Source organism: Kaistella sp. CFF1-2 (assembly GCF_059509915.1).
On record NZ_JCAKLF010000005.1, the window covers coordinates 37,365 to 51,016 of the forward strand.

Annotated in this window: 14 protein-coding genes; 3 read left to right on the forward strand and 11 right to left on the reverse strand. The window is 36.8% G+C overall.

Features of this window, described 5'->3' with window-relative positions:
* Positions 1-40 precede the first annotated feature (40 nt).
* Positions 41-1,336 (reverse strand): tyrosine--tRNA ligase, encoded by a 1,296-nt coding sequence (gene tyrS, locus AC5XHR_RS12100; protein ID WP_495951056.1) that lies wholly within the window; start codon positions 1,334-1,336, stop codon positions 41-43.
* Positions 1,337-1,513: 177 nt separating this feature from the next.
* On the opposite strand from tyrS, the gene AC5XHR_RS12105 reads away from it, so the two are divergent.
* Positions 1,514-2,611: an alpha/beta hydrolase gene (locus AC5XHR_RS12105; protein ID WP_495951057.1), complete on the forward strand. Its 1,098-nt coding sequence runs from the start codon at positions 1,514-1,516 to the stop codon at positions 2,609-2,611.
* A gap of 62 nt (positions 2,612-2,673) precedes the next feature.
* Here the strand turns inward: AC5XHR_RS12105 and purE are convergent, their stop codons facing one another.
* Positions 2,674-3,174 carry a 5-(carboxyamino)imidazole ribonucleotide mutase gene (purE, locus tag AC5XHR_RS12110; protein WP_495951058.1) on the reverse strand — a complete coding sequence of 167 codons (501 nt, stop codon included), beginning with the start codon at positions 3,172-3,174 and terminating at the stop codon, positions 2,674-2,676.
* Positions 3,175-3,265: 91 nt separating this feature from the next.
* Here purE and AC5XHR_RS12115 point away from each other — a divergent pair, with 91 nt between their 5' ends.
* Together AC5XHR_RS12115 and AC5XHR_RS12120 are read left to right on the forward strand one after the other, a co-directional pair.
* Positions 3,266-4,159, forward strand: a complete 894-nt coding sequence (locus AC5XHR_RS12115; RefSeq protein WP_495951059.1) for a DMT family transporter — start codon at positions 3,266-3,268, stop codon at positions 4,157-4,159.
* 93 nt (positions 4,160-4,252) lie between these two features.
* A complete protein-coding gene (locus AC5XHR_RS12120; protein ID WP_495951060.1) occupies positions 4,253-4,741 on the forward strand; it encodes a hypothetical protein in 489 nt (162 codons plus the stop codon).
* A 56-nt stretch (positions 4,742-4,797) separates the two neighbouring features.
* On the opposite strand, the gene AC5XHR_RS12125 is transcribed toward AC5XHR_RS12120, so the two are convergent.
* The 9 genes from AC5XHR_RS12125 to AC5XHR_RS12165 all read right to left on the reverse strand — a co-directional run bounded on the left by AC5XHR_RS12125 (position 4,798) and on the right by AC5XHR_RS12165 (position 13,614).
* Positions 4,798-5,910: a 5-(carboxyamino)imidazole ribonucleotide synthase gene (locus tag AC5XHR_RS12125; protein ID WP_495951061.1), complete on the reverse strand. Its 1,113-nt coding sequence runs from the start codon at positions 5,908-5,910 to the stop codon at positions 4,798-4,800.
* Between the two features lie 30 nt (positions 5,911-5,940).
* Positions 5,941-6,396, reverse strand: coding sequence for a nuclear transport factor 2 family protein (locus tag AC5XHR_RS12130; protein ID WP_495951062.1), 456 nt, complete (start codon positions 6,394-6,396; stop codon positions 5,941-5,943).
* 32 nt (positions 6,397-6,428) lie between these two features.
* Positions 6,429-6,812, reverse strand: a complete 384-nt coding sequence (gloA2, locus tag AC5XHR_RS12135; RefSeq protein WP_495951063.1) for an SMU1112c/YaeR family gloxylase I-like metalloprotein — start codon at positions 6,810-6,812, stop codon at positions 6,429-6,431.
* A gap of 9 nt (positions 6,813-6,821) precedes the next feature.
* Complete coding sequence (locus AC5XHR_RS12140) at positions 6,822-7,877, reverse strand: diphosphomevalonate decarboxylase (RefSeq protein ID WP_495951064.1); 1,056 nt, start codon at positions 7,875-7,877, stop codon at positions 6,822-6,824.
* 24 nt (positions 7,878-7,901) lie between these two features.
* On the reverse strand, positions 7,902-9,677 hold the full coding sequence (locus tag AC5XHR_RS12145) for an AMP-dependent synthetase/ligase (RefSeq protein ID WP_495951065.1): 1,776 nt from the start codon (positions 9,675-9,677) through the stop codon (positions 7,902-7,904).
* 8 nt (positions 9,678-9,685) lie between these two features.
* Positions 9,686-10,687 carry an NAD-dependent epimerase/dehydratase family protein gene (locus tag AC5XHR_RS12150; RefSeq protein ID WP_495951066.1) on the reverse strand — a complete coding sequence of 334 codons (1,002 nt, stop codon included), beginning with the start codon at positions 10,685-10,687 and terminating at the stop codon, positions 9,686-9,688.
* A 112-nt stretch (positions 10,688-10,799) separates the two neighbouring features.
* The gene (locus AC5XHR_RS12155; protein WP_495951067.1) at positions 10,800-11,573 is read right to left on the reverse strand and encodes an alpha/beta fold hydrolase; all 774 of its coding nucleotides are present in this window, start codon (positions 11,571-11,573) and stop codon (positions 10,800-10,802) included.
* A gap of 53 nt (positions 11,574-11,626) precedes the next feature.
* Positions 11,627-12,346: a pyridoxine 5'-phosphate synthase gene (locus AC5XHR_RS12160; RefSeq protein ID WP_495951068.1), complete on the reverse strand. Its 720-nt coding sequence runs from the start codon at positions 12,344-12,346 to the stop codon at positions 11,627-11,629.
* A gap of 2 nt (positions 12,347-12,348) precedes the next feature.
* Positions 12,349-13,614 (reverse strand): mechanosensitive ion channel family protein, encoded by a 1,266-nt coding sequence (locus tag AC5XHR_RS12165; protein WP_495951069.1) that lies wholly within the window; start codon positions 13,612-13,614, stop codon positions 12,349-12,351.
* Positions 13,615-13,652 lie beyond the last annotated feature (38 nt).

The window sequence follows — 13,652 nt, forward strand, 5'->3', positions numbered from 1 at the left end:
TGAGAAGCTTAGATTATATTAGAATCGAATTTTCTAAAAACTAAATTGCTTTTACGATGAAATACGATTTTTTACCTTTTTGTAGCAACAAGAATTTTCCGTCAATTAGGTCTTTTTCAGCAACTTCATAGGCTTCCGTTACTTTTTCTTTATTGACTGAAATTGCATTTCCTTTCAATTCTCGAGTTGCTTCTGATTTGGATTTCAAGAAACCTGATTTCTCAGATAACAAATCAACAATTCCTGAATTTAAAAGATCCGCTTTAGCAACTTCTTTTTGTGGAACGCCATCAAAAATTTCTAAGAAAAGCTCTTCATCCAAAGACACTAAATCTTCTGCTGTTGACTTTCCGAACAAGATTTCAGAAGCTTTTACCGCTTTTTCATATTCTTCACGACCGTGAACCCAAACCGTTACTTCTTCTGCTAATTTCTTCTGAAGAGTACGTTCATGAGGCGCCAATTGATGCTCGGCAACACGTTGTTCAATATCTTCTTTCGACAAGAATGTGTAGAATTTAATGAATCGCTCTGCATCAGCGTCCGTAGAGTTCAACCAAAATTGATAGAATTTGTACGGGGATGTTCTTTTCGCATCTAACCAATAATTTTCACCACTTTCCGACTTCCCGAATTTGGAACCATCCGCTTTTGTAATCAAAGGAACCGTTAATGCAAATGCTTCACCTTGAACGGTTTTTCTAATCAATTCCGTACCTGTGGTGATATTTCCCCATTGATCCGAACCTCCCATTTGCAACTTCACATTACGTGTTTTATACAAATGTGCGTAGTCATAACCTTGCAAAAGTTGATACGTAAATTCGGTAAAGCTCATTCCATCAACTCCATCTTCACCCGAAAAACGCTTCTTAACGGAGTCTTTCGCCATCATATAATTTACGGTGATGTATTTCCCAACATTTCTTGCGAAATCTAAGAAAGAAACATCTTTCATCCAATCGTAATTATTCACCAATTCGGCTTTGTTAGGGCCTTCACCTTCAAAATCTAAGAAACGAGCCAATTGGTTTTGAAGACAATTCACATAATGATTTAGCGTTTCTTCATTCAACAAATTACGTTCTGAAGATTTTCCTGAAGGATCACCGATAAATCCAGTTGCACCGCCCACCAAAGCCATTGGCTTGTGTCCGTGCATTTGGAAATGAGCCAAAATCTTAATAGGAATCAAACTTCCGATGTGTAAAGAATCAGCCGTTGGGTCGAAACCAATATACGCTGTTGTCATTTCTTTATTCAAAAGTTCGTCTGTTCCTGGCATCATATCGGCGAATAACCCGCGCCATTTTAGTTCTTCAATAAATGGATTCATTCTTATACTTAATTTGCTGGGCAAAGATACGCCTTTCTGCATCAAATTTTAAATGGAAAATAGCGAAAGAAAATGCTTTTGTTTATTTCTCATATTTTGAATGTAAAAGCAAAGGAGTTTTCGCTATTTTTGTTTATGTTTTTCAGAAAAATCAGCTACTTAATCTTATTTTTTGCCATGAGTTTTACATTTGCGCAAATCACCATTCGTGTATCCAATACACCTCAAGACACTCCGCTTGACGCTACTTTATATATGGCTTCTAATCTAAATGGTTGGAATCCTAAAGACGAAAATTACGCTTTCAAGAAGCAAAGAGATGGAAGTTTCACACTTGCAATTTCGCCAAAAGAATCGACTGTGGAATATAAAATAACCCAAGGAAGTTGGGATGTTGCGGAAGGGGATCCAAATGGAAATTCTATCGGAAATCGGAAAATAGAAATCAATTCAGCGACTCCAAAAAGTTTAGAGATTGTAGTTGAATCGTGGCAGAAAAAGATCATCAAGAAAAGTACAACATCGAAGAATGTTAAAATCTTAAGTGAAAGTTTTGACATTCCTCAGCTTAAAACCACTCGTAAAGTTTGGATTTACCTTCCAGAAGAATATCACACGTCCGAAGCTCGATATCCCGTGATTTTCATGGCCGATGGACAGAATTTATTTGATGAAGCAACGTCGTATTCAGGTGAATGGAGAGTAGATGAAACGATGGATTCTCTAAAAACATTGAATAAAATCAATGCGATTGTCGTTGGAATTGATAACGGTGGTAGCGAGCGCCTGAATGAATATTCGCCTTGGAAAAATGAGCAATACGGCGGCGGACACGGCGATGCTTTTGCTGATTTCCTTGCGCAAACCCTGAAACCTTATATTGACACGTATTTCAAAACAAAAAATGGCGCCCAAAACACCGCTTTGATTGGAAGTTCAATGGGAGGTTTAATTTCACTTTATACTGGCGTAAAATATCCAGAAAAATTTGGAAAACTTGGCGTTTTCAGTCCAGCATTGTGGTTTTCAGAAGCCGACTTAAAAACGTATGTTCAAAAGAACTCTTCAAGTTTGAAGAACACCAAAATATATTTCGTAGCCGGACAAAACGAATCCAAAGAAATGGTGAACGACATCAACGAAATTGTGGAAATTCTAAAAGCCAAAGGACTTTCAAACCAAAATCTAAATGTAAAGATCGATGAAAAAGGAACCCATTCCGAAGGTTTTTGGGCGCAACAACTCCCCGATGCTTTGCTTTGGCTTTTTCACTAATTTAAAATAAAAAAAGAATCAACTTTCGTTGATTCTTTTTGTTTTTGGACAATCCAACTATCTTAATCGTATTGGTTCGGATGGATTTTCTTAATATTATCAACCGTTCCCAAAACTTTATCTTTCAATGAATTTTGATACGCATCTAATTTTGTAGAAATCGCTTCATCACCAGTACCTAAAATTTTCGCTGCTAAAATTCCAGCATTGGTTGCACCATTCAAAGCAACTGTAGCAACGGGAATCCCAGAAGGCATTTGCAAAATAGACAATACCGAATCCCAACCATCGATGGAATTACTGGACAAAATAGGAACACCAATTACAGGTAACGTTGTACAACTTGCCACCATTCCAGGAAGATGAGCTGCGCCTCCTGCCCCAGCAATAATCACTTTTAGGCCGCGAGATTTCGCTTTTTGAGCGTAATCAAACATTCTTTCTGGAGTTCTATGCGCCGAAACCACCGTCAATTCGTACGGAATTTCTAAACTCTTTAAAAAATCGGCTGCTTGTTGCATGATCGCCAAATCGCTTTGGCTTCCCATAATAATTCCTACCATAAATTCGTAAAATTAGATGCCATCAAAGATAAAAATAAAAGGCGAAATCAACCGAATTTTGAGGTATCTTTGCACCTTAAATGTTTGGAGGTTGAATACAAAACTGGTTCTCGCCATTTTGTGCGTGGCTTTGGTCTGGGGCACTACTTTTTTAGGAATCAAAATTGGGGTTGAAACCATCCCACCTTGGTTCGTCGCTGGACTTCGTCAGTTTTTAGCCGCGTTAATCGTTCTCCCTATCCTACTTTTCAGAAAAGAATTCGCTTGGATTGGTTGGAAAAACTTTAGAATTCAAGCTACTTTATCTTTGTTGATGCTCGTTGGTGCTAATGGTTTAACCACCGTTGCGGAGCAAAATCTATCGTCAAGTTTAACATCCTTAATTTCGGCTTTATCTCCGGTGATGATTTTCATTGTGAGTTTAGTCGTTGGCTTGCAAAAATTTTCTTTCAAAGCTTTTGTTGGAATTCTATTAGGTTTTTCGGGCGTTGCTTTTATCTTCTGGGATGGCTTGGAAGATTTGCTAGAACCTCAATATTTACAAGGAATTATCATTCTTTTTCTCGCGATTTTAAGTTGGGCTATCGGAACCGTTTTTGCGAAAAAAGTAAGTTCGAAAAGTGGCCAAAATCTAATATTAAATCTTTTCTATCAATTTGCACTCGCAGGCGTTGTTCAGTTAATCTTTGCATTTGCTTTCTCAAAATCAATTGACGTTCAAACGTGGAGTTTCAAAAGTATGGGAGCTGTTCTTTACCTCGCTGTTTTTGGTTCGGTTACAACGTTTTTTGCGTATCACTATATCCTTCAAAAGCTAATGCCAACGCAGGTTTCTATGCTTTCATATGTGAATACCATTATCGCTATTTTCTTAGGTTGGCTGATCTTAGATGAAGAAATTAGCATCAAATTCGTCGTGGCAACTATTTTAATTATTTCTGGTGTTTTCATCATGAATTATCGAAAAGGGATGCTGAAACGTTAATATTATGTAACAGAATTCGAAAAAATCTGTACCTTCGATATATGAAATGCGCTAAATTTGCGTTATTAAAATCTCAAAACAAATTAAAAAACAATGAAAAAAATTTTTGTAATGGCTGCTGCAGCCGCTCTTCTAGTTGTATCTTGTAAAAAAGAAACAACAACAGTAAGTTCTGAATTGGTAGATGGAGATTCTATCGGAACAGTAACGACAACAACAACTGAAACAACAACACTTTCTGAAGTAGATGCTAAGGCAAAAGTTGACGAAGCTCAAGCTAAATTAGATGCTGCTATTAAAAGTGGTGACAAAGAAGCTCAAGCTGCTGCTCAAAAGGCTTTAGATGATGCAAATACAGCATGGAACAGTGCAAAAGCTGCAGTTACTACAGCTGCTGGTGATGCTAAAGAAGCAATCAACGCGACAGCTGCTGATGCAAAACAAGACTTGAAAAAAGCAGGTGCTGATGCAAAAGAAGCTATTGACAAAACAGCTGCAGATGCTAAAGATGCAACGAAAAAGGCGACTGAAGACGCTAAAGATGCATACAACAAAACTTTAGAAAAAGCGAAAGTAAAATAAGCTTTTGCTATTTGATAAAAGAAATGACCAAGCTTTGCTTGGTCATTTTTATTTGTTTATTTCGAGATTACTCGAACTATATTTTTAATCATAATCAGCTTTTCCATCAAGGCTTCGCGAGAATCGGCCAAAACATTAATGTGTCCCATTTTACGCCCTGGTTTGGTATCTTTTTTTCCGTATAAATGCACATACGTTTGCGGAAGTTGCATCACTTCTTCTAATCCTTCGTAGTGAACATCGCCTGAAAAACCATCTTCCCCAACCAAATTCAACATACCAGAAAATCCACACGCTTCGGTATCCGCCAACGGCAAGTTGCAAACGACACGATAAAATTGTTCAAACTGAGAATTTGAGTTTCCTTCTTGGCTTTGATGCCCTGAATTATGTAATCTTGGCGCCGTTTCGTTCACCCAAACTTTTTCATTTTTATCTAAGAAAAGTTCGATTGCAAATAAGCCTGGCGAATTTACATTTTCAACAAAAGTTTGCGTAATCGCTTCTACTTGGTTGATTGTATCTTGAGAAATATCGGCTGGACAAATATTAAAATCCAATAAATTCAATTTTGGATCGGCAACCATTTCCGTAATCGGAAATGTCCGGCTTTCGCCTCTTTCATTCAGTGCAACAATAACAGAAAGTTCCTTATCAATCTCCACCAACTCTTCTAAAACCGAAGCTTGTTTCCAAAGATTCGCATAATCGTGTTCCGATTTAATTACTTGAACACCTTTCCCATCGTAACCGCCCGTATTCATCTTCTGAACAAACGGAATTGGAAACATCACCGGCTCATTCGCATCCCACATTACTTCAAAAAATGGCGACGGAATCGCATTGAATTTATAAAACTCTTTCTGCAAAATTTTCTGCTGAATGATTTTAATAATTTGAGAATTCGGAACCACTTTTACGCCTTCTTTTTCGAGTTCTTCAAGGGCTTTCACATTGACGTGTTCAATCTCAATCGTCACGACATCTTTGTCTTTTCCAAAAGCCAAAACATCATCATAATTATTGAAATCTCCCTGAACGTAATGCGAAATGTGCGCACAAGAACATTCTGGATTGGGATCTAAAACATGAAACTCGTCATCGTATTTCAATGCTTCCTGAATAAACATTCGCCCCAATTGGCCGCCTCCAAGAATTCCTATTTTCATTTTTACTTTTTATTTATTCGATTTTACTTTTTACTTTGCAGGCTTCACTTCACCGCAATTCTCTTTTCTTCTTGTATCAATAATGTATTGAATTTTCCATTCGTCATTTTCCTTGACGAGTTGGAAACTATTCACACCGCAATGGGAAAATTTTCCTTTATAAAAGAATTGATAAGGCGTCCAAACCGAGGCCAAATTTTGATCTATTTGAATGGATTTAAACTCGATTTTCTCGTCTAAATCTCCTTTCTGAGCTTTCGAAAGAGATTGTGCAAACGCTTGAATATCTTCCGAAATGCCTTCTCCATTTTTGTTAATGGTTTGCAAAACCGCCGTTTTGGAAAGAGTTGATTGAAGTTCAGCTGAATTGGAATTTCGCATCGCATCAAAAAAACGATTAATCGTTGATTTAACTGCATCTTCAGCCGATTTTTGCGCAAAAGCAAAACCTGAAATCAAAACAAAAAGGAAAACGAGTTTTTTCATGATGGTGATTTTTACAAAATTAAAGATTTCGACTAAAATTCAGCTTCGTAGAATTCCAGCGGCAAATGATCGGGATCTTGCGTGAAAAAGAACTTTCTATCCGTAAACTCATCAATTCGAATTTCTTCACAAATCAAGCCTTTTTCAATCAATTCATTTCGCTTGGTTTCCACATTTTCAACAGCAAAAGCCAAGTGTCGCAAACCACATGATTCAGGTTGTGACGGGCGTTTTGGTGGATTTGGAAAAGAAAACAATTCAATAACATACGAATCGTCAATTCCTAAATCCAATTTATACGATTGTCGTTCTTCTCGATACACTTCTCGAAGTATTTTCAAACCTAAAATTTGGGTATAAAAATGCTTCGAAGCCTCATAATCAGAGCAAATAATCGCAATATGATGGATTTTCATTTTCATCGTTTAGAAACGCATAACATCCTTTACCACACCACCTTTTTGAGTAAGTGGTACCAAATCGGTTGTGATAAAGTTTTTGATTTTATCCGTTTCGAGATCGTTTGGAAATAACAAATGAACGTTTGCACCGGCATCCAACGTAAAAAACAATGGCAAATCTGTTACTCTACGGAATTCCCAGATTTTATTGATGACTTCTAACGTTCCCGTTTTCATCAAAATAAAAGCAGGATCACTCATCATCATCATCGCGTGCAAAGTCAATGCTTCGTGCTCTACCAACTTGATAAAGCCTTTCATATCACCCGTTTTCAGAATTTCTTTTAGAATCACAAAATTCTCATGCGCTTCTTGAAAACGCCTTTCTGCATACGGATTGGTATTCATCAAACCATGACCAACAGTTGACGAAACCGACTTTTGTCCTTCATGAATCAACAAAACCCAATCGTTGAAGTTCTTAAAAACGGGATGAATTTCGTCGTTAGAATATGGAACCGCATACAAATCTGAACTATCCGCAACCACATCCGTTTTTCCCCAAACCACCAAGCCTGGATACAAACTTCGGCAAGCTGAACCGCTTCCCAAACGTGCTAAAAAACTCTCCTTTTTAACAATAAAATCAGCATCTTTCTCTTCAGAAAAAAATTGATCTAGCGTCATCAAACATTTAGCAATTGCTCCAAAACCTGACGCCGAACTTGCAATTCCCGAACTATGCGGAAACGTATTTTCAGTATGAATTTTGTATTTTCCTTGTAAAATCCAAGGCAAATACTGCTCAATTTTCCGGAAATATTGCTCAATTTTTTCAGCAAATTTCACTTCTTCATTGCCCGCAAGAAATGTTTTGACACCAAAAGTTTCCCCCGCGACAAATTGCATCGTCGTATTCGTACGGCAATGATCCAACGTATAACTGATACTTGGATTTGCAGGAATTTGGTTTTCGTATTTCCCCCAATACTTGATTAATGCAATATTGGAAGGACACGAAGCCTGAACTTCTTGATTAGACGTTTGATATATTGTGTTTCCTAAAAACTGAGTTTCCATCGGTATTAAAATTCGGTTTTATATTTAATCTTGGCCTTTTTGGGCGTACATTTCTTCGATAACATCAGCGTATTTTGCTGATACAATATTTCGTTTCACCTTTAAACTAGGCGTAATCTCACCCGTTTGAACATCAAATGGATTTGGAAGCAAAACAAATTTCTTCACTTTCTCAAATCCTGGTAAGTCTTTCTGCAATTCATTAATTGCATTTGTAAACAATTCTTTCACTGCTGGGTTTTGCACCATTTCTTCATTCGTCCCAACTGGAATTGAATTCTTCTTCAAAGTTTCTTCCAACGCTTCAAAATTCGGCGCAATAACGGCTGAAACAAAAGGTCTTCCTTCGGCAACCAACATGATTTGATCAATCAAATTCAAATTTGCAAAAAGGTTCTCAATCGGTTGTGGAGCGATGTATTTTCCATTGGACGTTTTCATCAAATCCTTGATACGATCTACAATATACAAATTCCCTTGCTCATCAATTCTACCCGCATCACCCGTTTTGAACCAACCATCTTCTGTAAAAACCTTCACCGTTTCTTCTGGTTTATTATAGTAGCCTTTCATAACGCCACTTCCCTTCACCAAAATCTCGTCGTTCTCACCAATTTGCACTTGCGTATCACCGATTGGTTGCCCCGCACTTGCATAATTGTAATTCGTTAAAGGAAAACACGTTACCGTAGCCGTCGTTTCTGTTAAACCATAGCCAACCGTAATATGTAAGCCCATCGCATCGAAAAATTTTGAAATATTTTCGGACAATGAAGCGCCTCCACAAGGTGAAAACCAAAGTTTTCCGCCCAATTTATTTTTAATTTTATTGAAAACCAATTTGTTGGCGATTCCCATTTTGAAAGACAATCCGAAAGGAACGGATCTTCCTTCGCGGGTATAATTCGCAACTTCGGTTCCGGTTTCCAACGCCCAATTGAAAATCTTTTGCTTCGTAGAAGATCCGTTTTTCACCAAATCATGAATTCCGTTGTATATTTTCTGATAAAAACGAGGAACGGTACACATCATCGTTGGTTTCACTTCTACCAAAGCGTTTGCTATCAGTTTTGGATTTTCTAAAAACGAAACTTTCGTTCCCATATTCAGCGCCAAAAGCGTCCAACTACGCTCAAAAACGTGTGTTAGTGGTAAAAAAGCTAAGGAATGTTCTCCTTGCGGGTTTTTAAATTTGAAAAAATCGTAATGCGCTTGGAAAACTTTAGAAAAATTCCCGTGCGTAATCATCACGCCTTTCGGAATTCCCGTGGTTCCCGAAGTATAAATCAACGTTGCAAGATGCTCATCATCTACTTCTTGAATGGTAAAATCTTCTTTTTCCTTCGCAATAAAATCTTCTAAATATTCCGAACGATCTTTTTTAATCCAAACCGCTTTTTTAGCAACGATAATCTTGGATAAAAAAGGTGAATCTTGAATTAATTCATACGAAATATCGTAGTTTTCTTGATTTCCGGTTAAGATAATTTTCGCTTCGGAATCGCGTAATATATAATCAGTTTGCTCTTTCGAATTGGTGGAATAAATAGGAACTGTAATTGCTCCCAAAGCCATAATAGCGAGGTCGAACGTAATCCATTCCGCAGAATTATCCGAATATATCGCTACTCGATCGTCTTTTTTAATTCCCGCTTTTTGAAGTGCGTTGGCCGTTTTGAAAACCAACGTTTTCAACAATTTCCAGCTAATCGCCTTCCACTCGTCCTTTTTTTTGAATCCTAAAGCGTGATTTAGCGGAAACTTAGCCGCATTAGTTGGTACAAACGAAGTAATATTCATTAGGAGGATTATTTATGGTCCTTTTTATAATTTTCAACATGAAAAGCCAAACTGTTTTTTACCGAAATAAAATCATAGTCTAATTTTTCTTTAATTTTTGAATTTGAGATTTTAGAATTGGTGGTTATCGCTTGGATATTGACTTTATTAATCATTTTCAGTTTTGGAATTAGAATTCCTAAAGGATTTAAAATCAAAGCAATATTCAACAAAGAATCGGAAATCACTTTCAAAGGTTTCTTTTTCAAAAGTGCTCTGATTTGATTTCCCACTTCGCGATACGGTTTCGCTTCAGCGATTAAAATAAATCGTTCTCCAAACGCATTTTGCTCCATCAATTCAATTGCAATTTTCGCAACATCGCGAACATCAACATACGATGTCCCACCCGAAAACGTGTAATTGGTATTCACAAAAGAGCCGATTAATTCGCCGCTGCTTTGCTTCCAATTTCCACTTCCGATAATCATTCCAGGATTGATAATAATGGTAGACAAACCTTCTGCACTCGCGCGCCACACTTCCATTTCGGAAAAATGTTTGGACGTCGCATACGCCGAATGATCTATTTTGGAATTGTATTCTGAATCCTCGTCTAAAAAACCTTGATCGTTGAAATTATCCAAAACCGCAATAGAACTTACATGCAAAAACTTAGTCACAGACGAGTTTTCGCAAGCGTACAACAGATTTTTTGTTCCATAAATATTGGTATGATACAAATCTTTGCTGTCCGAAGGATTGAAACTGACCTTCGCTGCACAATGATAAACCTCGGAAACGTCTTTAAGCGCATTTTGAATCGAAAATTGATCGTCAAAATCGATATTCACCCATTCTATTTTAGAAAACCAAACGTCGGCATCGTCGGTATAAAACGAAAAGGAATGACGAACTTCTTCAAGATTGCTTGAAGGTCGCTTCGTTCCCCTAACATTTTTTCCATTTTTGAGCAAGTAAAGTGCAAGTACTCGCCCCAAGATTCCCGTTGCTCCGGTTACTAAAATCATAGATGCAAATATAACGAAAAACCTTTCTTTAACGAACTTAAAGAAAGGCTTTTTGAAACTTTAACGCTGAATTTCATCAGCAAATCGTAATCTAATTTTTGATAAAATTGATTTACGCTAAAAATTCTTTGACTACAGTAGCAAAATCGACCGGATTATCGGCTTGAACCCAATGTCCAGCTCCTGAAATTTTCACAATTTTCGAATTTGGAAATTGCTGCTTTATTTGAAACTCATCTTGAGTTAAAATATAATTGGAATTGGCACCCGAAACAAATAAGGTTGGTCCCGAAAACACACCAAATTTAATTGCATTTGCTACAAATTCTGAATAATGCTCGCTTAATACTGGAAGATTAAATCTCCAGTTCAACGTTTTGTCTTCCGTCCAATACAAATTTTTTGCAAGGAACTGAATTACTGGTTTTTCGTGAATATATTGCTCTAAAACCGCCTCCACATCCGAGCGTGATTTCATTTGAGAAAAATCAACACTTTCCAAAGCTTTAATTATCCCTTGATGATGCGGTGGATACGCTTTAGGGGAAATATCAACCACAATTAATTTTTCAACTTTTTCAGGATGTAAAATTGCAAATTGCATCACCGCTTTTCCACCCAAAGAATGCCCAAGAATATTAGCTTTTTCCATTTGGTAAAATTCCATATAGTTGAAAATATCCTCTGCTAAAGCATCATGCGACATCACATCCGAGTGAAAACTCTTACCATGATTACGCAAGTCCAACAAATGAACAGGATACAACTCGCCCATTTCTTTCCCAAAACTTCCCCAATTATCGAGCATCCCAAACAAGCCGTGAAATACTAACAATGGAGTTCCCGAACTTTCTTGACCGTATATTTTTGAATGTAAAATTTCCATTTTTATTAATTCAATTGTAAATTTTGAATTTTAGATTTTAAATTAAATTTCGATTACCACTTCGCCAATCGCTTCAGATATGCTTGAATGGTATTTTCTAACCCCAAGTACAAAGCTTCCGATATCAAAGCATGACCAATTGAAACTTCCAAAAGATTTGGAATGGTATCTGCGAAATATTTTAAATTATCTAAACTTAAATCGTGTCCAGCATTAATTCCTAAACCAAATTCTGTTGCCTTAACGGCAGTATCGTAATAATCTTTAATCGCCGCTTCTGGATTGTTTGGATATTCTTTTGCGAAAGCTTCCGTGTATAATTCAATACGATCCGTCCCTGTTTTCGCTGCCCATTCCACCATTTCAGGATTTGGATCAAGAAAAATAGAAGTTCTAATTCCCGCATTTTTAAAAGTCGAAACAATCTCGGTTAACTTATCCAAATGTGTTTTACAATCCCAGCCAGCGTTTGATGTAATGGCATCTTCAGCATCGGGAACCAACGTCACTTGTTCCGGTTTCACATCCAAAACCATTTCAATAAAATCAGGATACGGATTTCCTTCAATATTGTATTCCGTTGTTACTAAAGGTTTTAACTCATACACATCCTTACGCGTAATATGACGCTCATCAGAACGTGGATGAATGGTAATTCCTTGCGCTCCAAAACGCTGCGCATCGATTGCAACTTGCGTTACACTAGGCATATCGCCACCTCGGGCATTACGTAAAGTCGCTATTTTATTGATATTGACACTTAACTTTGTCATGTTTACATTTTATTAATTTGCATAATTTCCAATCCGAAGTTTTGCGCTGCCACCAAAAGATGGTCGAAAATATCCGATTGAACTCTCTCATAATCTGCCAAGCCCGAAAAAATGGTAAAACAATAGATTTCTAATGGCATTCCTTGCGTTGTAATTTCTAATTGACGCACCAAAATAATTTCCTTTTGTTCGATATTCGGGTTGTGTTTTAAATAATTTTCAACGTATTTTCTGAAAACTCCGATATTGGTTAATTGCTGTCCATTAAGCACCAAATCAGCATTTTCTAAAGATTCACGCGTTTCATTAATTTCTTTTTCTTTGGTATCCAAATACTCAGAAATCAAATTAATTCGTTTCAATTTGTGAATATCTTCGTCCGTTAAAAAGTGAAACGATTTAATATTGAAAATCATAGAACGCTTAATTCTACGAAGATTTCCTTCCGTCATCACTTGGTAATTTCGGATTTCGGTGGACATCAAATCGTAGGTTGGAATCGTAGAAACCGTTTTATCGAAATTGATAATTTTCGTCGTTAAAAGGTCGATGTTTGCAATATTTCCTTCGATATTGTATTTTGGAATTCCGATCCAATCGCCTACCTTCATGTTTTTTGAAGTCGCCACATGAATTCCCGTTACAAATCCTAAAATCGTATCTCGGAAGACCAAAACCAAAACCGCCGTTATCGCCCCTAAACTCCCTAAAATAGTTGTTGCATTGATACTGAAAATAATCTTGATCGCGATAAAAAAGAAAATCACGAATCCAAAGATTTTCAACGTTTGAGAAATAGCACGAAAAGCAATGAGTTTGTAATTGTCGCCAATATTCACGAAATAGAGTTCCAAAGCTCGGTACAAACGCAAAGCCGCACCAAAAATCACGACCACTTGAGCGATATCAACAATTTTGTCTAAAACACCTTTGGTAATCTTGTGCATTCCCTCATAAAACAAAGAATCTAAGGCAAAACTACAAATAGATAACGCTGCAATATGAATTAAAGAATTGACAAATTTTGACTCAAAAAGCGAATAAATAAAGGGTCTTTTTGCTTTTCGAATAAAGGTTTTCGAAAATAAAGTGGCTAGAAATTTTAACGAAAAATCAATCAGAAAAAACAAAGCGATTAGGACAATTATTTTGGTAGCAACTTGAAAAATCCATGCTGTACTTCCATTAAAATACAATGCATAGAAATCATTAATTGCATCACTAATGTCCATCAAGAAATCCTTGGTATCTTTCAGTTCTTCCTTCATTGTTACAAAATTAAGAAAATGCTTTGGTATAGTATTAT

Excerpts from the sequence above, each read along its gene's own strand:
- AC5XHR_RS12145 (WP_495951065.1), bottom strand. The coding sequence starts at position 9,677 with ATGAATATTACTTCGTTTGTACCAACTAATGCGGCTAAGTTTCCGCTA.
- tyrS (WP_495951056.1), bottom strand. The coding sequence starts at position 1,336 with ATGAATCCATTTATTGAAGAACTAAAATGGCGCGGGTTATTCGCCGAT.
- AC5XHR_RS12120 (WP_495951060.1), top strand. The coding sequence starts at position 4,253 with ATGAAAAAAATTTTTGTAATGGCTGCTGCAGCCGCTCTTCTAGTTGTA.
- AC5XHR_RS12160 (WP_495951068.1), bottom strand. The coding sequence starts at position 12,346 with ATGACAAAGTTAAGTGTCAATATCAATAAAATAGCGACTTTACGTAAT.
- AC5XHR_RS12155 (WP_495951067.1), bottom strand. The coding sequence starts at position 11,573 with ATGGAAATTTTACATTCAAAAATATACGGTCAAGAAAGTTCGGGAACT.
- purE (WP_495951058.1), bottom strand. The coding sequence starts at position 3,174 with ATGGTAGGAATTATTATGGGAAGCCAAAGCGATTTGGCGATCATGCAA.
- AC5XHR_RS12125 (WP_495951061.1), bottom strand. The coding sequence starts at position 5,910 with ATGAAAATAGGAATTCTTGGAGGCGGCCAATTGGGGCGAATGTTTATT.
- AC5XHR_RS12140 (WP_495951064.1), bottom strand. The coding sequence starts at position 7,877 with ATGGAAACTCAGTTTTTAGGAAACACAATATATCAAACGTCTAATCAA.
- AC5XHR_RS12165 (WP_495951069.1), bottom strand. The coding sequence starts at position 13,614 with ATGAAGGAAGAACTGAAAGATACCAAGGATTTCTTGATGGACATTAGT.
- AC5XHR_RS12105 (WP_495951057.1), top strand. The coding sequence starts at position 1,514 with ATGAGTTTTACATTTGCGCAAATCACCATTCGTGTATCCAATACACCT.
- AC5XHR_RS12150 (WP_495951066.1), bottom strand. The coding sequence starts at position 10,687 with ATGATTTTAGTAACCGGAGCAACGGGAATCTTGGGGCGAGTACTTGCA.
- gloA2 (WP_495951063.1), bottom strand. The coding sequence starts at position 6,812 with ATGAAAATCCATCATATTGCGATTATTTGCTCTGATTATGAGGCTTCG.
- AC5XHR_RS12130 (WP_495951062.1), bottom strand. The coding sequence starts at position 6,396 with ATGAAAAAACTCGTTTTCCTTTTTGTTTTGATTTCAGGTTTTGCTTTT.